This window comes from Sphingomonas sp. S-NIH.Pt3_0716, assembly GCF_003950715.1.
In the GTDB taxonomy this organism is placed as follows: Bacteria; Pseudomonadota; Alphaproteobacteria; order Sphingomonadales; family Sphingomonadaceae; genus Sphingobium; species Sphingobium yanoikuyae_A.
This window is the reverse complement of record NZ_QLJK01000012.1, coordinates 51,542-76,867: the sequence shown is the minus strand read 5'-3', so window position 1 is coordinate 76,867 and position 25,326 is coordinate 51,542. Positions and strand designations below refer to the sequence as shown.

Annotated in this window: 24 protein-coding genes, 1 pseudogene and 1 riboswitch; of the genes and pseudogenes, 16 read left to right on the top strand and 9 right to left on the bottom strand. The window is 65.0% G+C overall.

What is annotated here, in order from left to right; genetic code table 11:
• Positions 1-151 precede the first annotated feature (151 nt).
• The 5 genes from BRX37_RS11715 (at position 152) to BRX37_RS11695 (ending at position 6,831) form a co-directional block, all read left to right on the top strand.
• Positions 152-2,503 carry a TonB-dependent receptor gene (locus tag BRX37_RS11715; RefSeq protein WP_125987118.1) on the top strand — a complete coding sequence of 784 codons (2,352 nt, stop codon included), beginning with the start codon at positions 152-154 and terminating at the stop codon, positions 2,501-2,503.
• Positions 2,504-2,644: 141 nt separating this feature from the next.
• Positions 2,645-3,034: a DUF4440 domain-containing protein gene (locus BRX37_RS11710; RefSeq protein ID WP_125987116.1), complete on the top strand. Its 390-nt coding sequence runs from the start codon at positions 2,645-2,647 to the stop codon at positions 3,032-3,034.
• Positions 3,035-3,255: 221 nt separating this feature from the next.
• Entirely contained in the window at positions 3,256-4,299 is a 1,044-nt protein-coding gene (locus tag BRX37_RS11705) for a choice-of-anchor A family protein (protein ID WP_125987114.1), read from the top strand.
• Positions 4,300-4,443: 144 nt separating this feature from the next.
• Positions 4,444-5,481: a rod shape-determining protein gene (locus BRX37_RS11700; RefSeq protein WP_004212110.1), complete on the top strand. Its 1,038-nt coding sequence runs from the start codon at positions 4,444-4,446 to the stop codon at positions 5,479-5,481.
• A gap of 123 nt (positions 5,482-5,604) precedes the next feature.
• Positions 5,605-6,831 carry an NAD(P)/FAD-dependent oxidoreductase gene (locus BRX37_RS11695; protein ID WP_125987216.1) on the top strand — a complete coding sequence of 409 codons (1,227 nt, stop codon included), beginning with the start codon at positions 5,605-5,607 and terminating at the stop codon, positions 6,829-6,831.
• A gap of 502 nt (positions 6,832-7,333) precedes the next feature.
• Here BRX37_RS11695 and BRX37_RS11685 read toward each other — a convergent pair.
• Positions 7,334-7,837 (bottom strand): 2'-5' RNA ligase family protein, encoded by a 504-nt coding sequence (locus BRX37_RS11685; RefSeq protein ID WP_164522450.1) that lies wholly within the window; start codon positions 7,835-7,837, stop codon positions 7,334-7,336.
• A 107-nt stretch (positions 7,838-7,944) separates the two neighbouring features.
• On the opposite strand from BRX37_RS11685, the gene BRX37_RS11680 reads away from it, so the two are divergent.
• Positions 7,945-8,364 (top strand): sugar transporter, encoded by a 420-nt coding sequence (locus BRX37_RS11680; RefSeq protein ID WP_125987214.1) that lies wholly within the window; start codon positions 7,945-7,947, stop codon positions 8,362-8,364.
• A 10-nt stretch (positions 8,365-8,374) separates the two neighbouring features.
• Here the strand turns inward: BRX37_RS11680 and BRX37_RS11675 are convergent, their stop codons facing one another.
• The 4 genes from BRX37_RS11675 to BRX37_RS11660 form a co-directional block, all read right to left on the bottom strand.
• Positions 8,375-9,301: a homoserine O-succinyltransferase gene (locus tag BRX37_RS11675; protein WP_004212101.1), complete on the bottom strand. Its 927-nt coding sequence runs from the start codon at positions 9,299-9,301 to the stop codon at positions 8,375-8,377.
• Positions 9,302-9,340: 39 nt separating this feature from the next.
• Positions 9,341-9,449: riboswitch (SAM-I-IV-variant riboswitch) on the bottom strand.
• 60 nt (positions 9,450-9,509) lie between these two features.
• Complete coding sequence (mltG, locus tag BRX37_RS11670) at positions 9,510-10,481, bottom strand: endolytic transglycosylase MltG (protein ID WP_125987212.1); 972 nt, start codon at positions 10,479-10,481, stop codon at positions 9,510-9,512.
• A 109-nt stretch (positions 10,482-10,590) separates the two neighbouring features.
• Entirely contained in the window at positions 10,591-11,850 is a 1,260-nt protein-coding gene (gene fabF / locus BRX37_RS11665) for a beta-ketoacyl-ACP synthase II (protein ID WP_004212097.1), read from the bottom strand.
• Positions 11,851-12,028: 178 nt separating this feature from the next.
• Positions 12,029-12,262 (bottom strand): acyl carrier protein, encoded by a 234-nt coding sequence (locus BRX37_RS11660; protein WP_004212096.1) that lies wholly within the window; start codon positions 12,260-12,262, stop codon positions 12,029-12,031.
• A gap of 207 nt (positions 12,263-12,469) precedes the next feature.
• On the opposite strand from BRX37_RS11660, the gene BRX37_RS11655 reads away from it, so the two are divergent.
• Positions 12,470-13,693, top strand: coding sequence for a glycosyltransferase family 87 protein (locus tag BRX37_RS11655; RefSeq protein ID WP_125987108.1), 1,224 nt, complete (start codon positions 12,470-12,472; stop codon positions 13,691-13,693).
• Positions 13,694-13,705: 12 nt separating this feature from the next.
• Here BRX37_RS11655 and fabG read toward each other — a convergent pair whose 3' ends face one another.
• From fabG to fabD, 3 genes are read right to left on the bottom strand one after another with little or no spacing between them, the layout of a single operon-like run.
• On the bottom strand, positions 13,706-14,446 hold the full coding sequence (gene fabG / locus BRX37_RS11650) for a 3-oxoacyl-[acyl-carrier-protein] reductase (protein WP_125987106.1): 741 nt from the start codon (positions 14,444-14,446) through the stop codon (positions 13,706-13,708).
• A 1-nt stretch (position 14,447) separates the two neighbouring features.
• Positions 14,448-15,254: a crotonase/enoyl-CoA hydratase family protein gene (locus tag BRX37_RS11645; protein ID WP_125987104.1), complete on the bottom strand. Its 807-nt coding sequence runs from the start codon at positions 15,252-15,254 to the stop codon at positions 14,448-14,450.
• Positions 15,251-16,186: an ACP S-malonyltransferase gene (fabD, locus tag BRX37_RS11640; RefSeq protein WP_097382735.1), complete on the bottom strand. Its 936-nt coding sequence runs from the start codon at positions 16,184-16,186 to the stop codon at positions 15,251-15,253. The genes BRX37_RS11645 and fabD overlap by 4 nt, the downstream gene beginning before the upstream one ends.
• A gap of 190 nt (positions 16,187-16,376) precedes the next feature.
• Here fabD and BRX37_RS11635 point away from each other — a divergent pair, with 190 nt between their 5' ends.
• From BRX37_RS11635 to BRX37_RS11605, 7 genes are all read left to right on the top strand, one after another.
• The gene (locus tag BRX37_RS11635; RefSeq protein ID WP_125987102.1) at positions 16,377-17,828 is read left to right on the top strand and encodes an efflux transporter outer membrane subunit; all 1,452 of its coding nucleotides are present in this window, start codon (positions 16,377-16,379) and stop codon (positions 17,826-17,828) included.
• Positions 17,818-19,365: an efflux RND transporter periplasmic adaptor subunit gene (locus tag BRX37_RS11630; protein WP_164522449.1), complete on the top strand. Its 1,548-nt coding sequence runs from the start codon at positions 17,818-17,820 to the stop codon at positions 19,363-19,365. Before BRX37_RS11635 ends, BRX37_RS11630 begins: the two co-directional genes overlap by 11 nt.
• Positions 19,366-19,369: 4 nt before the next feature.
• Positions 19,370-20,092 (top strand): ABC transporter ATP-binding protein, encoded by a 723-nt coding sequence (locus BRX37_RS11625; protein ID WP_125987098.1) that lies wholly within the window; start codon positions 19,370-19,372, stop codon positions 20,090-20,092.
• A complete protein-coding gene (locus tag BRX37_RS11620) occupies positions 20,092-21,297 on the top strand; it encodes an ABC transporter permease (protein WP_004212085.1) in 1,206 nt (401 codons plus the stop codon). Before BRX37_RS11625 ends, BRX37_RS11620 begins: the two co-directional genes overlap by 1 nt.
• A gap of 110 nt (positions 21,298-21,407) precedes the next feature.
• Entirely contained in the window at positions 21,408-21,599 is a 192-nt protein-coding gene (locus BRX37_RS11615) for a hypothetical protein (RefSeq protein WP_048937008.1), read from the top strand.
• A 25-nt stretch (positions 21,600-21,624) separates the two neighbouring features.
• A complete protein-coding gene (locus tag BRX37_RS11610; protein ID WP_125987096.1) occupies positions 21,625-22,341 on the top strand; it encodes a CPBP family intramembrane glutamic endopeptidase, BDIM_20840 family in 717 nt (238 codons plus the stop codon).
• A 177-nt stretch (positions 22,342-22,518) separates the two neighbouring features.
• A complete protein-coding gene (locus BRX37_RS11605; protein ID WP_125987094.1) occupies positions 22,519-22,872 on the top strand; it encodes an RcnB family protein in 354 nt (117 codons plus the stop codon).
• A 156-nt stretch (positions 22,873-23,028) separates the two neighbouring features.
• Here BRX37_RS11605 and BRX37_RS11600 read toward each other — a convergent pair.
• Positions 23,029-24,430: pseudogene (locus tag BRX37_RS11600) on the bottom strand (GntP family permease).
• Positions 24,431-24,676: 246 nt separating this feature from the next.
• Here BRX37_RS11600 and rpsF point away from each other — a divergent pair.
• Both rpsF and rpsR read left to right on the top strand, forming a co-directional pair.
• Entirely contained in the window at positions 24,677-25,081 is a 405-nt protein-coding gene (gene rpsF / locus BRX37_RS11595; protein WP_004212077.1) for a 30S ribosomal protein S6, read from the top strand.
• Positions 25,082-25,094: 13 nt separating this feature from the next.
• Positions 25,095-25,319 (top strand): 30S ribosomal protein S18, encoded by a 225-nt coding sequence (rpsR, locus tag BRX37_RS11590; RefSeq protein WP_004212076.1) that lies wholly within the window; start codon positions 25,095-25,097, stop codon positions 25,317-25,319.
• Positions 25,320-25,326: the final 7 nt, after the last annotated feature.

Genomic DNA, 25,326 nt, shown 5'->3' with positions numbered 1-25,326 from the left:
ATGTTGGCCGTTAGCGACTTTGCCGACTGTGCGACTTTTACATCATTTAGCAAAAAAGCATCGTCGAACAGATATCCACTCGCAATAGCATTGACAATGCGAATAGGTCGCAATAGCAGCCCCTGCAACAATCGAAAGGGGTTCTGAAACAATGGCGAAATATGGAAACACTCCATCCTTCCTCGCACTGAGCTGCGTCGGCGCAATGGCCTTCGCATCCGGCGCGCATGCGCAGGATAATGGCCAGGGCCAGGCACTGGGTGGCGTCACGGTCACCGACACGGCGATCGACGACAATTCCATCAAGGTGGACAAGCCCGAATCGCCCAAATATGTTCGCCCCCTGCTCGACACGCCGCAGACCATCACGGTGATCGGCAACCAGACCATCCAGAAGCAGAACCTCCTCACCCTGCGCGACGTGCTCTCGACCGTTCCGGGCATCACCTTCGGCGCGGGCGAAGGCGGCGGCGGCTATGGCGACAGCATCAACCTGCGTGGCCAGAGCGCCAACACCGACATCAGCATCGATGGCGTGCGCGACAGCGCCCAATATAGCCGCACCGACCCGTTCAACCTGGAGCAGATCGAGGTCACCAACGGCGCCAATTCCGTCTATGGCGGTTCGGGCGCGATCGGCGGCAACATCAACCTCGTCACCAAGCGCCCCAAGGCCGACAGCGAAACGCTGGTGCAGGGCGGCATCGGCACGTCCGACTATTATCGCGCGACCATCGACAGCAATGTCCGCGTCAACGACCTGATCGCCGTGCGCCTCAACGCCATGTATCATGAAAATGACGTGCCGGCCCGCCAGGTCGACCGCTACAAGCGCTGGGGTGTCGCCCCCTCGGTCAAGCTGGGCGTCGACGGCCCGACCTCGGCCACGCTGATGTTCGTCCATCAGGAAGACAAGAACACGCCGCTCTATGGTGTGCCCTATTACAAGAATGCGGTCTATGACGGCCCGCTGCCCGGCGTGCCCTATAGCAGCTATCTGGGCTATCCCAATCTCGACAAGCAGGACCAGACGGTCGATCAGGCGACCCTGATCTTCGACCATCAGTTCAGCGACACCGTGTCGCTGCGCAACCTGTCGCGCTGGCAGCACGTCCAGCAGGATCTGGTGGTGAACCCGCCCCAGGGCGCCTATTGCCTTGCCAACGGCACCAGCGCGACGGGCGCGGCCTGCGCGGCCGGCCAGCAGCCGGGCTATTATTATCCCAGCGGTCCGCGCGGCGGCTTCCGCAACTCGGACAACCAGTCACTCTACAACCAACTCGACCTCACCTTCAACATCCCGGGCGGCCACACGCTGGTCATCGGCACGTCGGCGATGCAGGAAGATTATGTCCTGGATAACGGCAATGTGGAACGCAATCCGAGCGGCGCCACGCCCAACCCGACGCTGAACCCGATCCCGATCGGCGTGCCGACCGACTATACCGGTCCCGTCAACGCGATCCAGTCTGGCCACCAGGTCGGCGACACGTTCAATTTCGCAGCCTATGCCTTTGCCGCGGCAAAGATCGTCGACCAGCTTGAACTGAACGGCGGCATTCGCTGGGAGCATAACCGCGCCCGCTTCCGCTCCGACACGATCGCGACGCCGGCTCTTGGCGGTGCCTACACCACCGGTGCGCAGCAGAATGCGACCGACAATCTCTTCTCCTACCGCATCGGCCTGGTGTTCAAGCCGGCCGAGAATGCCAGCCTCTACGCCGCCTATGCCAACAGCCTGACGCCCACGTCGAGCAGCGTGCGCGGTGGTTGCGGCATCGCTTCGGTCGACCAGGTCAACCTTGGCCTGGAACCCTGCGGCGTCGATCCGCAGAAGGCCGAGAATTTCGAGGTGGGTGGCAAGATCGACCTGTTCGACAACGGCCTGCAACTGACCGCCGCGCTGTTCCGCAACAAGCGCACCAATTATTCGGTGGCCAGCAACGATCCTTCGATCGGCAACCTCAACGTCAATGACGGCCGCAACAAGGTGGACGGCATCACGCTGGGCGCGACCGGCAACATCACGTCCAACTGGACGATCTTTGCCAACTACACCTATCTCAAGAGCAAGGTGCTGCAGAGCATTTCGGACTATTGCCTTGCAAATCCGGGCAAGTTCTACACGCCTACCGGCGCGACCCAGCCCGTTACCTGCGCCATGTCCGATCCGCAGGCCGGCAATCCGCTGACCAACACGCCCAAGCATTCGGGCAGCCTGTTCACCACCTACACCCTGCCCTTCGGGCTGCAGCTGGGCTATGGCCTGACCTATCAGGGCAGCTGGTATCTCAGCAATTCGAGTGCCGCGACCATGTATAAGGCGGACGATTATCTCGTTCACCGGGCGATGCTGTCCTACACCTTCGACGAGAAGCTGACTGCGCAGCTCAACGTCCAGAACTTCACCAACGAAAAATATTATACCAGCATCCGCAACAATGGCTGGGCCAATCCGGGCGAAGGCCGCTCCTGGGTGCTGACCCTGGGCTACAAGCTCTAACAACCTCTCTCCCCGCCGGGCCGGCCATGCCCTCCTCGACATGGCCCGGTCTGGCGAACGGAACGCCCGCAGCCCGCTGCGGGCGTTCTTTTTTGCCTGACGGGCATGGCGATGGCAGCGCCGCCTGCTAAGGGAAGCGCCATGACCGCCACCGCCGATCTTGCCATCCGCCTGCGCCGCGCCAGTTTCAACCGGGCGCTCGCCGATGCCGACCTGGCCGCCATCGGGCCGATCCTGGCGCAGAATGTCGTGATGGTGACCGGCACCGACAGCGGCGTCTTCGCCGGGCGCAAGGCGCAGCTGATGGCCTGGAAGCGCGAATTTGCCGCACCCGACCGCAGCATCTACACCCGCACGCCCGACACGATCCTGGTCTCGCCTGTCGAACCGATCGCCTTCGAACATGGCCAGTGGCAGGGCGTCGCCGCCTCGTCCGGCATCCTCATCGCCTCGGGCGCCTACACCGCCAAATGGCGGCAGATTGGCAGCGAGTGGCTGATCGAGGCGGAACTTTACCTGACCCTCGCCTGAAAAGTCCGCACCTTCCCTCGCCAAGACGAGCCGCCACGCTCTTCGTGCAATAGTTAATAAAATATTGCCGCACTGGCCCGACAGGACTATGGCGCGCCCACCCTGTCCTTGGCGCTCCGGCGCCGGAGTCGGGGCCGACAATCCAGAGAGCGGAAGGGGGGACTTCGCCACGCGTCACGCAATCCATTGTGACGACATGCGAAGACTTGGCGTTATCTATTATGAAAAAGACCGGTTTCATGATTTCAGCGTCGCTGGCGCTGCTGGCTGCCGCCCCCGCTCATGCCTCGCCCGTCACCGGCACCGACGCGCTGCGCGAATGGAATCTGATCGTGCTGGGCGACCTCAGTTCCTCTTCCGAAGTGGAGGGCCGCACCTTCGTTGGCGGCGACCTCACCGGCACATCCTCCAGCTACCAGATCAGCACCCCCGCCACCTCCGCGACCGGACAGGCGGGCCTCACCGTGGTCGGCAATGTCACTGGCGGCATCAAGAATTTGAACAACGGGTCGGGCGCGCTGGTCGGCGGCAATGTCGAAAGCGGCTTCAACCTCAATGGCGCGGCCCAGACGGTGAAGGTCGGCGGCACCATCAGCAACACCAACATCAACCAGAACAGCGTCCAGTCCGGCCTGGCTACGTCGGACCCCGGCTTCGCATCCAGCCTGGCGACGCAGGGCACGGTGCTGGCCGGCAGCATGAAGCAATTGTCGACCAACCTGTCGGGCCTGGCCGCCAACAGCGACATGGTGATCAGCGGCAACCGCGCCACCTTCAACGCCAGCCCCGACGCCAACGGCCTAGCCGTCTTCTCGATCAGCGCCGCCGACCTCGACAAGGTGGGCGAAATCGCCTTCAACCTGAACGGCGCCGACACCGCGATCGTCAATGTCAGCGGCAGCGCGGTCAGCCTCAACGACAATTTCCTGGGCGGCACCGCCAATCTGGGCGAACATGTGATCTGGAATTTCGGCGACGCCCAGTCGCTCGACCTCACCAATAGCTGGGGCGGATCGCTGCTCGCGCCCTGGGCCGATGCGACCACCGCCAACTATATCCAGGGATCGGCCGTGTTCGGCAACCTGACCCAGAATGGCGAGATGCATCTGGGCACCTATACGGGCGGCTATACCCCGCCGATCGATCCGCCGACCGGCAGCAGCTCGGGCGGCACGCCGGTGCCCGAAGCGCCGGGCTGGACCCTGTTCCTGCTCGGCATCGTCGGTGTGCTGCTGGGTCGCCGCCTGATCCGCAAGACCGCCTGAACCGCCCTTTATCGCGCTTTTCCGTCCCTTCAGCCTCGGCCAGACGCGGGAAACGGACGGACTGGCGCAGCGCCCTTCTGATCGCCGCCGGGCGGCGGCACAGGGAGCCATTGTTTCACAATCTTTGCAGATCGCCGCTTTCCCATGAAAATGCCCCGCTTCTTCTCCTCGACCGCCTGCGACATGGCGATCGATCTTGGCACCGTGAATACCGTCATCCACGCCCGCGACCGGGGCATCGTGCTGAACGAACCCTCCGTCATCGCGATCGAGACCATTCGCGGCATCCGCAAGGTCAAGGTGGTGGGCAATGAAGCCAAGCTGATGATGGGCAAGACCCCGGCCAATATCCAGGCGATCCGCCCGCTGCGCGACGGCGTGATCGCCGACATCGACGTGGCCGAGCAGATGATCAAGCATTTCGTCGAGAAAGCGCAGGACGGCGGGCGCTTCGGCCGCCGCTACGACGTGGTGATCTGCGTGCCGACCGGTTCCACCATGGTCGAGCGCCGGGCGCTGCGCGACGCTGCCTCCAACGCCGGCGCGGCGCGGGTGCAGTTGATCGAGGAGCCGATGGCCGCGGCGATCGGCGCCGGCCTGCCCGTCACCGAACCGCGCGGCGCTATGGTGGTCGATATCGGCGGCGGCACGACCGAAGTGGCCGTGCTGTCGCTCAACGGCATCGCCTACAGCAATTCGGCCCGCGTCGGCGGCGACAAGCTGGACGACGCGATCGCCTCGCACATCCGCCGCGTCCATAATCTGATGATCGGCGAAGCCACCGCCGAACGGGTCAAATGCGCGATCGGCTGCGCCACCCCGCCCGATGGCGAGGGCGAGCGGATCATCGTCAAGGGCCGCGACCTGGTGAATGGTCGCCCGGCCGAAATGACCATCAGCGAAGCGGAAATCTGCGACGCCCTGTCCGAACCGGTCGGCCAGATCGTGATGGCGGTGATGACCGCGCTGGAACAGACCGCGCCCGAACTCTCGTCGGACATCATCGATGAGGGCATCACCCTGACCGGTGGCGGCGCGCTGCTGCGCAGGCTGGACGAGGCGCTGTCCGAAGCCACCGGCCTGCCCGTACGGATCGCCGACACGCCCCTGATGTGCGTCGCCATGGGCGCCGGCAAGGCGCTGGAAGACCGCGCCTATGAGGGCGTTCTGACCATGTCCTGACCGGCGCGCACCGCCCCGACGATGGTTGGCGGGCATCGCTTGCCCGTCCCGCCACATCGGCGCTTGCCAGCACTGCCAAATGCCGCCAAGCAAAGCCCCGGATAAAAGAGGATGAGCGGGCGGATGAGCTATTATGACGTTCTGATCGTGGGGGCCGGCCATGCCGGCGCGCAGGCGGCGATCTCGCTGCGGCAGCACGGTTTCGAAGGCTCGGTCGGCATGATCGGCGACGAGAAGGATCCGCCCTATGAGCGCCCGCCCCTCTCCAAGGAATATTTCGCCGGCGACAAGAGCTTCGACCGTATCCTGATCCGCCCCGCCGCCTTCTGGGACGAGCGCAAGATCGACATGTTGCTGGGGCGCCGGGTCAAGAGCGTCGATCCGGTCGGCAAGTTCGTCACCGTCGGCGACGTGGAAATCGGCTATGACAAGCTGATCTGGTGTACCGGCGGCAGCCCCCGGATGCTCACCTGCAGCGGCGCCGAAGCCGCCAATGTCCATGCCGTGCGCCGCCGCGACGATGTCGACGCGATGATGGCGAAGATCGACAGCGTCAGCCATGTCACCATCATCGGCGGCGGCTATATCGGGCTGGAGGCGGCCGCCGTCCTCTCCAAGTTCGGTAAGACCGTGGTGCTGCTCGAAGCGCTCGACCGGGTGCTGGCCCGCGTCGCGGGCGAGGATCTCTCGCGCTTCTACGAGGCGGAGCATCGCGCCCATGGCGTCGATTTGCGCACGGGCGCGAAGATGGACTGTATAGAGGTCAAGGACGGCCGGGCGACGGCAGTGCTGATGCAGGACGGCGAGCGGATCGAGACCGACATGGTGATCGTGGGCATCGGCATCGTGCCCGAAACCGGCCCGCTGATCGCGGCGGGCGCGGCCGGTGGCAATGGCGTCGATGTCGACGAATATTGCCGCACCTCGCTGCCCGACATCTATGCCGTGGGCGATTGCGCGTCCCATGCCAACCGCTTTGCCGGCGGCGCGCAGATGCGCCTCGAATCCGTCCAGAACGCCAATGACCAGGCCAAGACCGCCGTGGCCCATATCCTCGGCAAGGAAGAGGCCTATGACGCCGTCCCCTGGTTCTGGTCGAACCAATATGATCTCAAGCTCCAGACGGTGGGCCTCTCGACCGGCTTCGACCAGACGGTGCTGCGCGGCGATCCCGCCACCCGCAGCTTCTCGGTCGTCTATCTGAAGGGCGGCAAGCTGATCGCGCTCGACTGCGTCAATGCGGTCAAGGACTATGTCCAGGGCCGCGCCCATGTCCTGTCGGGTGCGCATCTCGATCCCGCACAACTGGCCGATGTCGACATCCCGCTCAAGGAAGTGGGCCTGGCCTGATCGGTCGGCGACGACGCGACAATCGGATTCTCCTACGAAGTTCACAGTGTCGTCGCCCCGTTTTGCGCCATTTTCCCGGCATAGGGTCATCGGAAAGCGACGGCGGCGCGACAATCGCGCGCCTGTGAAGCGACACCGACGCGCCAGCGAAGCGACGATCAGGCGACCAGGACGCGACAGGGCGGTTGCGGCGGGCTGTGGCAATGCGGTCGATGTGGGAGCGACAAGAGCGGCCAATTCCATCCCACAGGGTGGACCAGAAAAATGCCGAGTAGGAAAGACGGCCGGGAAGCGAGCGAACCCCGGCATTGCAAGCGTAGCGAAGCAATGACGATATCGGGGTTTGACGGCTGACGACCAGTTTTGGCCATTCGATCATCGTCACCCTGAACTTGTTTCAGGGTCCATTTCTCCCAATAGACCAATGGTTTGTTAGGCTTGATGGATGCTGAAACAAGTTCAGCATGACGTTGGTGGGATGGCCGCAATCCACCCAAATCCCCTACCCGCGAAACCGGGTCTCGCTTGCCAGTTCCCATGGTCCGCCGCGATAGTGCCAGGCGGCCAGGCCTGCGATTGCGATCGGGCGGGGATGGAAATCGGCGCGCAATCGGTCGGCCAGCGCCCGCGCGACCCTGGGCTCCACCTTGTTCTGCACGGTCAGATGCGGGCGAAAGCCGGCCTGGTCCTGCGGCGTCAGCAGGCCTGTGAAGGCGTCCGCCAATTCGTCCCGCAACGCCGCCAGATCGGGACTGTCGATGCGATAGGCGACCCCCTGCCCCAGCAGCAACACATCGCCCAGCCGCGCCCGTGGCGCCGGGCCGGCGCATCTCTGTTTCATCCGCGTCCTGAGTTCCGGCAGCAGCGAAGGCGGCAGATGATGGAACAGGGTGACATGCGCCGGCACCTGATTGCGTTCGGGCGGAAAATGGGCGCGGCGCAAGCCATCCGCCCAGGCGAAATCGGCGGCGCCCAGCAGCGCGGTGACAATGATCGGATCAGCCAGAACCGCCTCCCTGCAACCCGATGGCGGACTTTCGCCCGGCCGGGACAGGCTATATGATGACAGATGCCGCGCCCGGCAAGCAGGCGTGGATCAGGAGGGGAAGCATCATGCGCGCACCGGCATCCTTCGTCATCATCGCCGTCATCCTGCTGCTATGGAACCTGATGGGGGTCGCCGCCTTCGTCATGCAATATGGCGCCGACCTCGGCGAACTCGCCAAAACCGATCCCGACACCGCACGCGCCTTTGCCCAGATGCCCGGCTGGGCCTGGGCCGTCTATGCGGTGGCGGTGGGCGCTGGCACGCTGGGCGCGATCGCCCTGCTGCTGCGCCGCCGCGTCGCGGTGCCGCTGTTCCTGCTGTCGCTGCTCGCGGTGATCGTCCAGTTCGGACACACGTTCCTTGGCACCGACCTGCTGGCGGTGAAGGGCGCGGGCGCGGCGATCTTCCCGGCCGTCATCATCCTGATCGGCATCGGCCAGTGGCTCCACGCCCGCAGTCAGGCGGCCAAGGGCCTGCTGCGCTGATCGGCGCCGATCAGGCCGCGCTCTGCAATATCTCCTGGCCGATCATGTCCACGTCGAACGGCGCGGTCTGGTAGAGATCGTTGATCCAGTTGCCGAACAGCAGATGGGCATGGCTGCGCCAGCGATTTTCCGGCGGGCGGGTCGGGTCGTCGTCGGGAAAATAATGGGCCGGCATCTGGCGGCCGCCGTCGCGCGCATATTCGTCGCCCAGGGTGCGCGTGTCATATTCGACATGGTTGAACATGTGCAGGAAGCCATGGCGCGGATCATGGACCAGGCAAGGCCCGGTCTCCGCGCTGTCGGCCAGCAATTGCAGCCCGCGATCGACCGGCAGCGATTCCCGCCGCACTTCCGACCAGCGCGACACCGGGATCGAGAAATCGTCCGAAAAGCCCCGCAGATAGGGCGAGGCCGGGGCATGGTTGCGATGGCGGAACACGCCGAACGCCTTGCGCTCCAGCGCATGTTTCTCGACCCCGTGGAAATGATGGAGCGCCGCCTGCGCCGCCCAGCAGATGCTGAGCGAACGATGCACATGGGTCTGGGTCCAGTCGAAGATCGCGCGCAGTTCCTGCCAGTAGCTCACCTCCTCGAACGGCAGATGCTCGACCGGCGCGCCGGTGATCAGGAAGCCGTCGAACCGCTCGTCGCGCACATCGGTCCAGGCGCGGTAGAAGGACTGCATATGATCGGCCGAGGTGTTGCGCGACACATGGTCGCTGATCCGCACCAATGTCAGTTCCACCTGCAACGGCGAGGCGCCAAGCAGCCGGGCAAGCTGCGTCTCGGTATCGATCTTGTTGGGCATCAGGTTCAGCAGCGCGATCCGCAGCGGGCGGATATCCTGCCGCACCGCATCCGCCTCGCCCATCACGGCAACGCCCTCGGCTTCCAGCGTGCGGCGGGCGGGCAGGTCGTCGGCAATCTTGATCGGCACGTCTCGTCAGTCCTTCCTGGCGGGGCGACGATCGGTGGCTGAGGTCCGCTTTGTTGCCGGATCGGCCACATCCTCCCGGATCGGGAGTGCCACCTTGCCCGGAACGGCAGGTTGGCGTTGGGCGTCGCCCCAACTCTTGATGCTGGACTATCCCTAGCGCGCGCCGGACCATGTGGCAAGCCCGGCTATATATCGGCCAAGCCGGGCTTTACAGCTCGCCCCGCGCGCGGCGGATCTCGAACCACTTCCGCACATTCTCATTATGCTGCTGATAGGTGTCGGCAAAGATATGGCCGCCCTTCCCGTCCGCGACGAAATAGAGCGCATTCGTCTCCGCCGGGTGCAGCACCGCCAGGATCGACAGGCGGCCCGGATTGGCGATCGGCCCCTTGGGCAGGCCGGTCATGGCATAGGTGTTGTAGTCGTTGACGTCGGCGATCTCGGACTTCTTGATCCGGCGGCCGAGCGGCTTGCCCCTGGTGATCGGATAGATGATCGTCGGATCGGCCTGCAGCATCATGTTCTTGCGCAGGCGGTTGCTGTAGACGCCCGCGACCATCGGTCGCTCCTTGGCGATCGCGGTCTCCTTCTCGACGATCGAGGCGAGGATGATCGCCTCCTGGGGCGACTTGGCGATCGTATTGGGCGCGCGTTCGGCCCAGAGCTTCGCCAGCGCCTTGTCCATCGCCGCCTGCATCCGCTTCAGCACGGCGGCGCGCGGCTCGCCCTTGTCGAAGGCATAGCTGTCGGGCAGCACGCTGCCCTCTTGCGGCACCGTGACTTCGCCGGTCAGCTCGTCATTGGCCATCAGCCGTTCCTGCACCAGGATCGACGGCATGCCTTCGGGGATAGTGACCAGCCGGGTCAACGTCTTGCCGCCCTGCAGGATCGACAATATCTCGCGGTTGCTGGCGCCCTTAGGCACCACGAACTCGCCGGCCTTGATCGGCTTGGCGCCGCCAAAGACCTTCGCGCGGGTCAGGAAGGCATCGGCAGAACGCACCGCGCCGGCCGATTTCAGCAGCACAGCAGCGTCGGACAGGGTCGATCCCTCCGGCACGACGATGCTGATATCCTGGGTGGCCGGCCCCGTCTCGGTCCAGCCATGGACGAAGCGGAAACCGACAAAGGCGACAACGGCTAGGCCGATCAGAAGGATGATGCAGCCCAGTCGCCGCACCGGATTTGCGCCGGATCGTCTTGCCATCATCCCAACTGCCCGACCCAAATAATGCCCAACCGGCTATGGCTTACATGATCCTCCCCTTTGCAGGGGAGGATCAGGCGTATCAGATCGCCTTCATGATGAGCGAGGCGTTGGTGCCGCCGAAGCCGAACGAGTTGTTCAGCACCGCGCGCACCTTGCGTTCCTTGGCGACGTGCGGGACCAGGTCCACGCCCTTGCAGCTTTCGCTCGGCTCGTCGAGGTTGAGCGTCGGCGGCACGATCTGGTCGCGCATGGCGAGGATGCAGAAGATGCTCTCCACCGCGCCCGCGCCGCCCAGCAGGTGGCCGATCGCCGACTTGGTCGACGACATCGACATGCTGCCCAGATGATCGCCGAACAGACGCTTGACCGCGCCCAGTTCCAGTTCGTCGCCCAGCGGGGTCGAGGTGCCATGCGCGTTCACATAGTCGATATCTTCCAGGCTGAGGCCCGAGCGCTTGAGCGCCATCTGCATCGAACGGAAACCGCCATTGCCTTCCGGGTGCGGCGCGGTGACATGATAGGCGTCGCCGGTCAGGCCATAGCCGATGACTTCGGCATAGATTTTCGCGCCGCGCGCCTTGGCCCGCTCATATTCTTCCAGCACGACCACGCCCGCGCCTTCGCCCATGACGAAGCCGTCACGGTTGACGTCATAGGGACGCGACGCCTTTTCCGGCGTGTCGTTGAAGCCGGTCGACAGCGCACGCGCCTGGGCGAAGCCGGCGATGCCGATCGGGCAGATCGCGCTTTCCGCGCCACCCGCCAGCATCACGTCAGCATCGTCCATCGCGATCATGCGCGCAGCGTCGCCGATCGAGTGGGCGCCGGTCGAGCAGGCGGTGACGACGGCATGGTTCGGACCCATCAGACCGTATTTGATCGAGACCTGGCCCGAGATCAGGTTGATCAGGCGGCCATGGACGAAGTGCGGCGAAACCCGGTTGGGGCCCTTGTTGGCCAGCACCAGCGATTCGCTTTCGATGCCCGGCAGGCCGCCGATGCCCGAACCGATCGAGCAGCCGGCGCGCAGGCGCTCTTCTTCCGACATATTGTCCAGGCCCGCGTCGCGCAGCGCCTGGCTGGCGGCGGAAATGCCATAGACGATGAACGGATCGACCTGGCGCTGGATCTTGTGGTCGACGTCCAGCGAGGCGTCATAGCCATATTCATGATCCGCCGGCTTCACTTCGCAGGCGATGCGGCACTTGTAATCGGTGGCGTCGAAGCGGGTGATCGTCGCCGCGCCGGATTTCGACGCGATGATGTTCTTCCAGGTGGTTTCGACATCCCCGCCAAGCGGGCTTACCATGCCAAGGCCGGTTACGACGACGCGACGCATATGCTTGCTCCGAAATTCCAATTTTTGGTTCCGTGCCGCTCATCTAGGCGTTCCACACGCACTTGTGAACGGCAGGCCAGATACGAAAAGGCTCCCCAAGCTCCGGGATCACCGGACAGGAGGAGCCAATCCTTGTGCAAGGAGGGCGGCCCGCCACTGAGGGCAGGCCGCGAAGCCCTTAGGCCTTGCTGTCGATATAGTCGATCGCGTCCTTGACGGTGGCGATCTTCTCAGCCGCATCGTCCGGGATTTCGACGCCGAATTCTTCTTCGAACGCCATCACCAGTTCAACGATGTCCAGGCTGTCTGCGCCCAGATCGTCGATGAAGCTGGCGTCCTCGGTCACCTTCTCGGCTTCGACGCCCAGATGCTCGACGACGATTTTCTTTACGCGATCCGCGGTCTCACTCATGAGTGGTCCTTCTTACTGGGTATCGTTGGTGGTTCTGAATAACCGTTAAGGCATTGCCCTAGTGCCAAGCCCCGATAGAGGCAAGAGGGAAGGCCGCCAAGCCCCTAGATGGAGGGACAGGTGCGTTTCGGCAATAAAAAGCCGGAAAAAACCCGGAAACAACGGGTTGTTTACCAAAATTTCAGCCGCTTGTGCCAGTCAACAGCGATGATCGACCGCCTGTGCCCCGACCAGTTCATCACCCCCGAACGGGTCCGAATGACCGCCTGGCTGATGCTGGCTGCGACGCTGATCGGCCTCGCCTACCTGTTCGCGACGGCGCATGGCACGGTAGATTCGCTCGGCCGGCCGCTTGGCACGGACTTCTCCAACGTCTGGACGGCGGGATGGATGGCCGATCAGGGTCAGGCCGCGCAGGCATGGAACTGGCCCGTCCATTATGAAGTGCAGAAGGCGATCCATCATAATCCCGCCATCCCCTTCTATGGCTGGCACTATCCCCCGCCCTTCCTGATCCTGGCCACGTTGCTGGCGCAAATCCCCTACGTCCCCGCCCTGATCCTGTGGCAGGGATTGACGCTTGGCGGAGCATTGATGGTCATCCGTCATGTCCTGCCGGATCAGCGCGACGCGCTGCTCATCGCACTCGGCGCACCTGTGGTAATGGTGTGCCTGGGCCACGGCCAGAATGCCTTCATGACCGCCGGCCTGCTGGGTGGTGGCATGGCCCTGCTCGACCGACGCCCTTGGATCGCCGGCATGCTGCTGGGCGCGCTCGTCTACAAACCGCAATTTGCGGTGCTGATCCCTGTGCTGATCATCGCACGCGGCAATGCCCGCGCCTTCCTGGCCGCCGGTCTGACCTCGGCCGGCCTGTGCCTGCTGACATTGCTGATCTGGGGCTGGCCGGTGTGGCAGGCGTTCATCGATTCTCTGCCCCTGACGCAGCATATCATCATCGAAAATGGTGCCACCGGCTGGGAAAAGATCCAAAGCCCCTTTGCCGCCATTCGCCAATGGGGCGGCAGCATTCCAGCCGCCTATGTGGTGCAGGGCCTGGTGACAGCCATCGCCATCGGCATCGCCGCGCTGGTCGCCCACCGTGGGACGATGGAAGTGCGGGGCGCCGCTGCGCTCAGCGCCGCCCTGCTCTGCACACCCTATGTGCTCGATTATGACTATGTGCTGCTGGGGATGGCGATCGCCTTCGTCGCCGCCGACATGGGCAAGCGCGGCATGCTTGGCTGGGAACGAAGCTGGCTGGCCTATGCCTGGATGGCGCCTTTGTTCGGCCGGGCCGTGTCGGAATGGACCCATGTGCCGGTCAACCTGATCGCCGCGATCGCGGTGCTGGCGCTGGCGATGCGACGCGCCATCCTGCTGGACGGCGCGCTCGCTTATAGTCTGCCCGGCCGGACGAAGATCGCCTGACCGGGCGATCGATCAGATCATCGCCATGCCGCCGTTGACGTGCAGGGTCTGGCCGTTGACATAGCCTGCTTCCTTGCTCGCCAGATAGGCGACTGCTGCGCCGATATCGTCGCCATCGCCCAGATAGCCAGCGGGGATCTTGGCCAGGATCGTGCCCTTCTGCGCATCGTTCAGCGCATCGGTCATGGCCGACCGGATGAAGCCGGGGGCCACGCAGTTCACGGTTATGCCGCGGCTCGCCAGTTCCTGGCCCAGCGACTTCGACATGCCGATGATGCCGGCCTTCGACGCGCAATAGTTGGACTGGCCCGGATTGCCGGTGACGCCCACGACCGAGGTGATCGAGATGATGCGGCCAAAGCGCGCCTTCATCATCGGCTTGGCGGCGGCGCGGCACAGGCGGAAGGCGGCTTCCAGATTGACCGCGATCACCTGCGACCATTCCTCGTCCTTCATGCGCAGGATCAGGTTGTCGCGGGTGATACCGGCATTGTTGACCAGGATGTCGATCTTGCCGCCCAGCGCTTCCACCGCCTGCGGCACCAGCGCGTCGACGGCGGCCGGATCGGACAGATTGCAGACCAAGGTCTTGTGATCCCCGCCCAGTTCAGCGGCGAAGGCCTTGAGCTTTTCCTCATTGCTGCCCGACAGCGCCAGCGTGGCGCCCTGCGCGGCCAGCGCCTTGGCGATGGAGGAACCAATGCCCCCCGAAGCGCCAGTCACCAGCGCGGTCATTCCCGTCAGATCGAACATTCTAGTCTCCCTTGAAGTGTGGCGGCCGGCGGTCGAAGAAGGCGGTGATCGCCTCGTCATGATCCGCGGTCGCGTGGGCCAGCGCCTGCATGGCGCCCGCCATTTCCAGTATCTGTGATAGTTCGGCCGTCTGCGCCGCGCGCAGCAGCCGCTTGGTCATCCGCGTCGCGTGCGGCGGATTGGCGGCGATGGCGTCAGCCTGCGCCCGCGCCACCGTCATCAAGTCCGCGTCGGGCACGACATCGCCAACCAGCCCGATCCGCAGTGCCTCGCCCGCGTCGATCGTCTCGCCGGTCAGCGAGAGTTGCGACGCCTTGGAAAAGCCGATGATGCGCGGCAGTAACCAGGCCCCGCCATCGCCCGACACCAGGCCTAGCTTCACGAAGCTTTCGGCGAAACGCGCGCTTTGCCCCGCGATGCGCAGGTCGCACATGCAGGCCAGGTCCAGCCCCGCGCCGATCGCCGGGCCATTGACCGCCGCGATCACCGGCAGCTCGATCGCCTGGAACAGCAAGGGCAGGCGCTGGATGCCCGCGCGATAATTGCGCCGCGTCTGTGCCGGCAGGCTGGCGCGCAGCCCGCCGGCATCCGGCCGCATCGCGTTGAGATCGCCGCCGGAGGAGAAGGCACTGCCCGCCCCGGTCAGGATCGCGACATGGATGCTCGCATCCCGGTCCGCCGCCTCGAACACGTCGCACAGCGCATCCACCATCGCCGGATCGGAGATGGGATTGCGCCGGTCGGGCAGGTTCAGCGTGACCGTCAGGACGGCCCCGTCGCGGCTGGCAAGAACCGGGCTCTCGCTCACAGCGCGCCCAGTACCGCCTCGATATCGTCCATCGTCACCACGCTGCGCACGGTGGCGTCGGGCGCGATGCGCTTGACCATCGGGCCGAGCACCTTGCCGCCCAGTTCGACGAAATCGGTGACGCCCGCGTCCCACATCGCACCGATCGACTCGCGCCAGCGGACGCGACCGGTGACCTGCTCGACCAGACGCTCGCGAATGTCGGTCGGGTCGCTGATCGGCGCGGCCAGCACATTGGCATAGACCGGCAGCAGCGGCGCGTTGATCGTCGCCTTGGCGAGCGCTTCCGCCATAGCATCGGCGGCCGGCTGCATCAGCGGGCAGTGGAAGGGCGCCGACACCGGCAGCAGCACGCCGCGCTTGATGCCATAATCCTTGACCAGCGCGACGGCACGCTCGATCGCGCCCTTGTGGCCGGAAATGACGACCTGGCTGGGATCATTGTCGTTGGCGACGGTGCAGACTTCGCCCTCCGCAGCGGCATCGGCCAGCGCCTGTGCCTTTTCGATGTCGGCGCCCAGCAGCGCGGCCATCGCGCCCTCGCCCACCGGCACGGCGGCCTGCATCGCCTGACCGCGCAACTTGAGCAGGCGAGCGGTGGTGCCAAGGTCGAACGCCTCGACCGCGCAGAGCGCGCTATATTCGCCCAGCGAGTGACCGGCGACATAATCGCCCTTGTCAGCCAGGCTGAAGCCGCCTTCCTTCTGCATCACGCGCAACGTGGCGAGGGCATTGGCCATGATCGCCGGCTGGGCGTTCTCGGTCAGGGTCAGGTCGCTCTCGGGGCCTTCCACCATGATGCGGAACAGATGCTGCGACAGGGCGTCATCGACTTCCTGGAACAGTTCCTTTGCCGCCGGGCTTGCCTCGGCCAGCGCCTTGCCCATGCCGACCGACTGGCTACCCTGGCCCGGGAAAAGAAATGCCCTCATCTTCCATCCTCTGATCTACTGGTGTCTTTCCTGGGAAAAACACGGGAATTCACGCACGTTACACTTTGAGACATATATGGCATTGAGGCGTACATTGCTTTTCGGCACGTAACGACCTGACATACCTGCCCCCTGTCTCTCCGGGGGAATATTGCTGGCCCCTTTAACGACGACGGAGTGCAAGGAAAAGGTGCGATATCGCATTGCATGGCTCACGGGATCGGTGCTTGCCCTGTCCGCCTGCGCGGCGGGACCGAACTATCACGCGCCGCAATCCGCCGTGCTGGGCGTGCCTGCCGGCTATAGCCAGGGCAGCGGCGCCGCGCTGGACGACGCCACCCTCGCCACCTGGTGGACGCGGCTCAACGATCCGACGCTGACCGGCCTGATCGATCAGGCGATCGCCGGCAACCTGGACATCGTCCAGGCGCAGGCACGGCTGCGGCAGGCGCGGGAATCCCTGCGCCAGGCCAATGCCGCCTTCCTGCCGCAGGTGAACGGATCGGCCAGCGGCGGCAAGAATTACCGCAGCCAGGCCGGCGGCACCCGTGTCGACGACAGTGGCAACGTCATCTCCACCGGCGCCAGCAACTGGTCCAGCAGCTACTCGGCCGGCGCCAATGCCAGCTGGCAAATCGACCTGTTCGGCGAATTGTCGCGCTCGGCCGAAGCCGCGCGGGCCGATCTTGCCGCGTCCGGCTATGACCTCGCCAATGTGCGGATGACCATCATTTCCGAACTGGTCACCAACTATGTCCAGGCGCGCGCATCACAGGAACAGCTGCGCATCGCCCGCGAGACGCAGAAGGTGCAGCAGGACAATTACGACATTGCCCGCTGGCGGTTGCAGGCTGGACTGGTCTCCTCGCTCGACGAGCAGCAGGCCAGGGCCCAGCTCGCCCAGACCAACGCCACCATCCCCCAGCTCGAAGCCAGCCTGAAGGGCAGCCTCAACCGCATCGCCGTGCTGACCGGCCAGGCGCCGGGCGACGCGACCCGCGCGCTGGAGACCCCGGCACCGATCCCGACCGCCGCGACCGACATCGCCACCGGCATTCCCGCTGACACGCTGCGCCAGCGGCCCGATGTGCGGTCCGCCGAACGGGCGCTGGCCGCCGCCACCGCACGGATCGGCGTCGCCCAGGCGCAGCTCTATCCCTCGCTCGGCATCAGCGGCAACATCGGCACCACGTCGAACGCCTTCAAGGATCTGTTCGACCTCATCACCGGCGGCGTCTTTGCCAATGTCGCCCAGACCATCTTCGATGGTGGTCGCCTCGCCTCGCAGGTCCGCGCGCAGAAGGCGGCGACCGATGCCGCCTTCGCCGCCTACAAGCAGAGCGTTCTCGGCGCGCTGGAGGATGTCGAAAATGGCATGGCCTCGCTCGACAGCGCCCGCCGGCGCAAGATCGAGTTCGCCACCGCCTATGAAGCGTCGAACAATGCCGCAATCCTGGCGCGCAGCCAGTATCAGTCCGGCCTGATCGACTTCCAGACCCTGTCCAGCAGCGAAACCACGTTGCTGAACGCCCGCAACAGCCTTGCCAGCGCCCAATCGGACGAGATCCTGGCCATCGCCCAGCTCTATAATGCGCTGGGTGGCGGCTGGCAGAATATGGATGACCGCCCCCATGAGCAATGACGCCAGCCCCGACCAGGATCTCAACGACTTTCTGGGCGCCAAGCCGGAAAAGCCGCATCGCAAATGGATGATACGCGGGATTATCGGCGTCGTGCTGCTGATCCTCGTCCTGCTTGTCGCCCGCTGCTTTGCCGGCGACGACAAGCCCAATTATGCGACCCGCGAGGCGCGCCAGGGCGACCTGACGGTCAGCGTGTCGGCCACCGGCAATCTGAAGCCGATCAACCAGGTCGATGTGGGGTCCGAACAGTCGGGCAAGATCACCGCCGTCTTTGTCGACGTCAATGATCGCGTGACCAAGGGGCAGAAGCTCGCCGAACTGGACACCCGCCGCCTGGTCGACACGATCAACCAGACGCAGGCCCAGGTCGCCTCCTCCCAGGCCGGCGTCGCCCAGGCACAGGCGCAGGTCGCGCTGGCCAAGGCGACACTGGACCGCCAGCTCAACGTCTATCAGCTTTCCGGTGGCAAGGTGCCGGCCAAGACCGAACTGGATTCGGCCCGCGCCGACTATAATGGCGCGCTCGCCAATCTTCGTTCGGCGCAGGCGCAGGTGAATGTCTCGCGCGCCCAGCTGTCGACCGCCCAGACCAACCTGTCGATCGCCCAGATCGTCTCGCCGGTCACCGGCGTGGTCCTGTCGCGCGACATCGAGCCGGGCCAGACCGTCGCCGCCTCGCTCAACGCGCCGGTGCTGTTCACCATCGCCGAGGATCTCACCAAGATGGAGGTCGAGGTGTCGGTGGACGAAGCCGATGTCGGCCAGGTCAAGGAAGGCCAGACCGCCAATTTCGCCGTCGACGCCTTCCCCGGCCGCACCTTCCCGGCAAAGGTCACGCGGGTGAATGTCGGATCGAACAGCTCCAGCAGCAGTTCTTCCTCCTCTTCCTCGACCAGCACGACCAGCAGCTCGACCGGCACGGTCGTCGCCTATACCGCCGTGCTGTCGGTCGACAATGCGGACGAAACCCTGCGTCCGGGCATGACCGCGACCGCCGACATCGTGACCCAGGAACTGCATGATGTGCTGCTCGTCCCCAACAGCGCGCTCCGCTTCAAGCCCAGCAGCGGCGCCGGATCGGGCGGCGGCATCACCAGCGTCCTGCCCGGCCCCGGCCGCATGCGCCGCAGCGGCGCCAACCGCCAGGTCAATTTCGGCGCGGGCAGCAGCCAGACCCTCTATGTCCTCGACGAAAAGGGCGATCCCAAGGCGATCCAGGTGACCGTCGGCGCCAGCGACGGATCGCGCACCGTCATCACCGGCGGCGATCTGAAGCCCGGCATGAAGGTCATCACCGGCCAGCTTGCCGCCGGCGCGCAGCAGCCCGCCGAGGATCAGAAGGCAGACCCTGCCGCTGGCGACACGAAGGATCGCCCGCGCAATCCCGCCGCCGACGGCAGCCCCGCCAGCGTCAAGTCGCTCGGCAATTCGGGCGACGCAGCGCCCCAGACCGCCCCGGTCGCCCCGACGCCCGCCGCCCCCCAGGGCAGCGGCGGCGCGGAGAGCCGGGGCACCGGCCGGCAGAGCGGAACCTGACCCCATGGCCGCCGATCCCATCATCTCGCTGCGGGGGATCACCAAGATCTTCGGCAGCGGCCCCACCGCCTTTCAGGCGCTCAAGGGCATAGACCTCGATATCGAACAGGGCGATTTCGTCGCCGTCATGGGGCCGTCGGGCTCGGGCAAGTCGACGACGATGAACATATTGGGCTGCCTCGACGTGCCATCGGGCGGGCAGTTCCTGTTCAAGGGCCGCCACGTCGAAACGCTGGACCGCGACCAGCGCGCGCTGCTGCGCCGCCGCTATCTCGGCTTCGTCTTCCAGGGCTTCAACCTGCTCGCCCGCACCAGCGCGCTCGAAAATGTCGAGCTACCCCTGCTCTATCGCGGCGAGGACAAGAAGACCCGTTACGAGATGGGCATGGCCGCGCTCGACAAGGTGGGCCTCAAGGACTGGTGGGACCATACGCCCGCCGAATTGTCCGGCGGCCAGCAACAGCGCGTCGCCATCGCCCGCGCCATCGTCACCCAGCCCGACGTGCTGCTGGCGGACGAACCGACCGGCAATCTCGATTCCGAACGGTCGGTGGAGATCATGCAATTGCTGACCGACCTCAACCAGAATAGCGGCATCACCGTGCTGATGGTGACGCACGAACCCGACATGGCCGAATTTGCCCGCACCATCGTCCATTTCAAGGATGGTCTGGTCGAGCGGATCGAAAAGGGCCTGGGCGGACCGCAGAAGGGAGCCGTGGGCTGATGCTGGGCACCACCGTCATCCTCGCCTTCAGGGCGATCAACCGGCACAAGATGCGCAGCTTCCTCACGACGCTCGGCATCATCATCGGCGTCGCCGCCGTCGTCACCATGGTGACGCTGGGCAATGGCGCGACCGCCGCCGTGCGCGAACAGATCAGCTCGCTGGGCGCCAATGTGCTGCAACTGCGCCCCGGCCAGGGCTTTGGCCGTGGCGGCGGCGGGCCGCGCCCGCCCAATTTCAAGGAAGCGGACCTGACCGCGATCGAGAACCAGCTGACCGGCGTGCGCGCCGTGGCGCCGGTGGTCCAGTCGAGCGGCACCGCCATCTATGAAGGCAATAACTGGTCGACCACCGTCTATGGCACGACGTCGGCCTATTCGCAGGTCCAGTCCTGGAATGTGTCGGAAGGCCGGCTGTTCATGCCGGACGAGGAAGAGGCCGGCAAATCGGTCTGCATCATCGGCAATACGGTGCGCACCAACCTGTTCCAGGGCAATGACCCGATCGGCAAGCGGATGCGGATCAAGGGCGTGAGCTGTCAGGTGGTGGGCGTGCTTGCGACCCGCGGCCAGGGCGGCTTTGGCGACCAGGACGATGTCGTCGTCATGCCGATCAAGTTCGTCCAGCGCCGCTTCACCGGCGATCGCGACATCAGCCAGATCATGGTCGCGGTTGACGACGCCTATGACAGCGCGACCGTGCAGGACAGCCTGGAACAGCTGATGCGCGAGCGGCGCAAGATCAAGGCGGGCGCGGAGGATAATTTCAACGTCTTCGACACCAAGCAGATCAGCGACACGCTGACCGGCACCACCACCATCCTGACCCAGATCGTCGCGGCGGTCGCGGCCATATCCCTGCTGGTCGGCGGCATCGGCATCATGAACATCATGCTGGTGTCGGTGACGGAGCGCACCCGCGAGATCGGCATCCGCCTCGCCATCGGTGCGGTCGCACGCGAAGTGCTGATGCAGTTCCTGGTGGAGGCGATCGTGCTGTCCTGCATGGGCGGCCTGATCGGCCTGGTCATTGCCCTCATCGCATCGGTCGGCATCGCGCCGCTGATGAAGGTCCCCTTCACCTTCGATCCGCAAGTCAATCTGATCGCCTTCCTCTTCTCGGCGGCGATCGGCGTGGTGTTCGGCTATTTCCCCGCCCGCCGGGCGGCCAGCCTCAACCCGATCGACGCGCTGCGGCACGAATAGACTGATACATTTTCCGACAAAAGGGCGGTTATCCGGGATAATGCTGCGACATCTTCTGCCTAATCCCTCCTTCCATAGCGCCGCTCCGGCGCTTTGGAAGGAATGCCTCCATGAAGATGATCGCCGCCAGCCTCATCAGCAGTGCGCTGCTGCTCGGGGTCAGCCTCACCCCCTTTGCCGACGCGCAGGCACCGCAGACGGCGCAATTGCTGGAGGGCAAGGATCATCCCATCCTGCTCGCCCGCATGACCGTCACCGCCACGCCCCTGCCCCCCGTCTCTCTGCCCACTTCCACCGACTGAACCGCCGCGCGCGGGAGCGGCGAGCATGAACGGCGTCATCGGCCCGCTCGGCACACTGGCGCTGCTGCTGGCCGCGGGCGGTGCGATCGGCCTGATCGATCGGCGCGGCTTTCGGCCTGGCTGGCTGCTGGTTGCCGTCGCCCTGGTCGCTGCCAATGACGCGCTGCTGACCCGCGCCTATCGCCATATCCCCGACCTCATCCCTGCTGCCGACTGGAACTGGCAGGGCAAGCTGCTAGCCCTCGCCCTCACTTTGCTGGTCGCATCCCTGCCCGCCTTCGGCTGGAAGCGGGTCGGCCTGACGCTGCGCCAGGCACGCGGCAGCCTGACCGCCGCCCTGCCCGTCGCCCTCGTCTATTGCGCCTTCTTCACCGCGCTCGCCCTTTATTTCCCCGACGATCCGAGCAGCGCGGAGGAAATCGCCTTCCAGCTCACCATGCCGGGGCTGGAGGAAGAACCTTTCTATCGCGGCATCCTGCTCTTCGCGCTCGATCGCGCCTTCACCCGGCGGGTCCGCTTCCTGGGCGTCGACTGGGGCTGGGGCGCTCTGTTGTCCTGCGGCCTGTTCGGCCTCGCCCATGCGTTCGGCTATTCGGGCGGCCATTTCAGCTTCGATCCGGTCGTGATGGCGCTTACCGCCATCCCCTCGCTGCTGGCTGCCTGGCTGCGCCTGCGTACCGGCAGCCTGCTGCTGCCGATCCTGCTGCACAATTTCGGCAATGCCATCTCGCTGATGCTATGAGTCGAACAAGGCATTGAAAAATCGCCATTTATGAACCGATATTCAGCTTAAATCGGGTTTTGATACAATTTCCGACAAAACTGCCCCACCCTTGGGACAGGCTTGCGACAAGCGCGGCCTATCTCTGTCTTCGACGCCGGAAGCGGCGCCCTCGATTGAAACAAGAGGAGTGAAGACATGTTCAAGAAGATCATCCTGGCCCTGACCGCCACCGCCGTTGCCGCCAGCCCGATCGTCACCGCCCAGGCCCAGGCCGCGCCCCATCGCGAGACCGTCCGGGTCGTGAAGGAAGGTCCGCACCGCACCGTCGTCCAGAAGAAGACGGTGGTGCGCAACGATCACCACTGGGCCAAGGGCCAGCGCTTCGATCGCCGCTATGCGACCAATTACCGGGTCGTCGACAATTATCGCGGCTATCGCCTGTCGGCCCCGCCGCGCGGTTACCACTGGGTCCGCTCGGGCAATGACGCAGTGCTGGTCGCGATCACCAGCGGGATCATCGGCGCGGTCGTCGCCGGCGCCATCCGCTAGAGCATTCTGAAGTCGGCTGGAACAGCCGACGACTCGCAGAATGCGGCAAACAAAAGGAAATTAGAGCATCCCCCCAATTCAACCTAATCGGAGGATGCTCTACCCCCCACTTCCTGAAAAGCGCCCTGGAGCCTTCGCTCCGGGGCGCTTTCGCGTTCACACCAGCCCGGTCAGATAATAGACGGCGATCACGACGAAGACGGTCATCGTCTTGATGAGGGTCAGCGCGAATATGTCCTTATAGGCCTGGCGATGGGTGAGGCCCGTCACCGCCAGCAGGGTGATGACCGCGCCATTATGCGGCAGGCTGTCCATGCCCCCCGATGCCATCGACGCAACCCTGTGCAGCACTTCGCGCGGTATACCCGCCTCATCGCCCGCCGCCACGAACTGGTCCGCCATCGCCGCCAGCGCGATCGACAGGCCGCCCGACGCCGATCCGGTGATGCCGGCCAGCGTCGTCACCGTAATCGCTTCGTTGATCAGCGGGTTGGGCACCGCCTTCAGCGTCCTTGACGACCAGGAAGCCGGGCAGCGCCGCGATCACTCCGCCAAAGCCATATTCGACCGCCGTGTTCATCCCCGCCAGCAAGGCGCCGCCGACCGCCGCCTTCGATCCTTCCGCAAAGCGCCGCGCCACGACCGGGAAAGCGAAGATCAGGATGGTGGCGATGCCCAGCAGCAGCGCCCCCTCCACCGCCCACAGCGCCGCCTGTTGTGCCACCTTCGCTGTCACCGGACCGGGCAGACCCGCCAGCCGAATGCTCACCGTCTCCGCCCCGCCGGTGATGCGCGGGATCAGCAGCGTCAACGCCAGATTGCCAAGCCCCACCACCAGCAGCGGCAGCAACGCGACCAGCGGGTGGACGGTCACCGCCTCTTCCTGCCGATCGGGTTCGTTGACCAGCGTCTCGGGCGCGCCATAGCCCTCCCCCGCGGCCGCCATCGCCCGGCGCCGCCAGTTGAGATAGGCAAGGCCCGTCGCCGCGATCACCACCGATCCGATCACGCCCAGCACCGGCGCCGCCCAGGCGGTGGTGCCAAAGAAGCTGGCCGGAATGACATTCTGGATCTGCGGCGTGCCCGGCAGCGCATCCATGGTGAAGGTCAGCGCGCCAAGACCGATGGTCGCGGGCACCAGCCGCTTGGGAATATCGGCGCGGCGGAACATCTCGGCGGCGAAGGGATAGACGGCGAACACCGCCACGAAGACCGAGACCCCGCCATAGGTCAGCAGCGCCGTTACGATCATGATCGCCGGGATCGCCCTTCCCGCGCCCACGAAACCGATCACCGCCGTCACGATCGCGCGGGAAAAGCCCGATATCTCGACCAGCTTGCCGAACAGCGCCCCCAGCAGGAAGACCGGGAAATAGAGCTTCAGGAAGGTGGCGACCTTGTCCATGAACAGGCCGGAAAAGGCGGTCGGCACCGCCGCCGGATCGGTCAGGAACACCGCCAGCATGGCGAGCAAAGGCGCCATCAATATGACGCTCATGCCGCGATAGGCCGCCAGCATCAGCAAGATCAGCGCCAGTGCCGCGATCGCGACCGCCATCCGTCTCTCCTTCTCTTTTTCTGGCAGGCAGGATAGAGACAGGTGAAGCCTGACTGCAAGCAGGGCCGCTGCCGCCCATGGCTGCACCGATGCTGCTTGCCTTTCCCCCGCTTTTCCGTCATAGGCGCGCCTTCGCTCGGCCCCGGATTCGGACGTCGGACGATTTCGAATGCTTGAGACGACAGCCGGAGGGGCGTTCCACATGGGGTGGGCGTCAGCGATCGGCCAACAGATGAGGCAATACCCATGGCTCTTTACGAGCATGTGTTCCTTGCGCGCCAGGATCTGGCACAGGCGCAGGTGGACGCTCTGGCGGAAACCGCCACCAAGATCGTCGAGGAAAATGAAGGCAAGGTGACCAAGGTCGAGACCTGGGGTCTGCGTTCGCTCGCGTACAAGATCGCCAAGAACCGCAAGGCGCACTACGTCATGCTGAACATCGACGCACCGGGCAACGTGATTGCCGAGCTGGAGCGTCAGACCCAGATCAACGAAGACATCATCCGCTACATGACCATCAAGGTCGAAGAGCTGGAAGCCGGTCCGTCGGTGATGATGCGCAAGCAGGAACGCGCCGAACGCGGCGACCGTGCCCCCCGTGGTGACCGTGGCCCGCGCCGTGAGCGCGAAGAAGCCCCGGCTGCCGAATAAGGAGATCTGAAACATGGCACGCCCGTTTTTCCGCCGCCGCAAGAGCTGCCCCTTCGCCGCCAAGGATGCGCCGAAGATCGATTACAAGGACGTCCGTCTGCTGCAGGGCTTCGTGTCCGAGCGCGGCAAGATCGTCCCCAGCCGCATCACCGCGGTGTCCGCCAAGAAGCAGCGTGAGCTGGCCCAGGCCATCAAGCGCGCCCGTCACCTGGGCCTGCTGCCCTACATCGTGAAGTAAGGGAGAA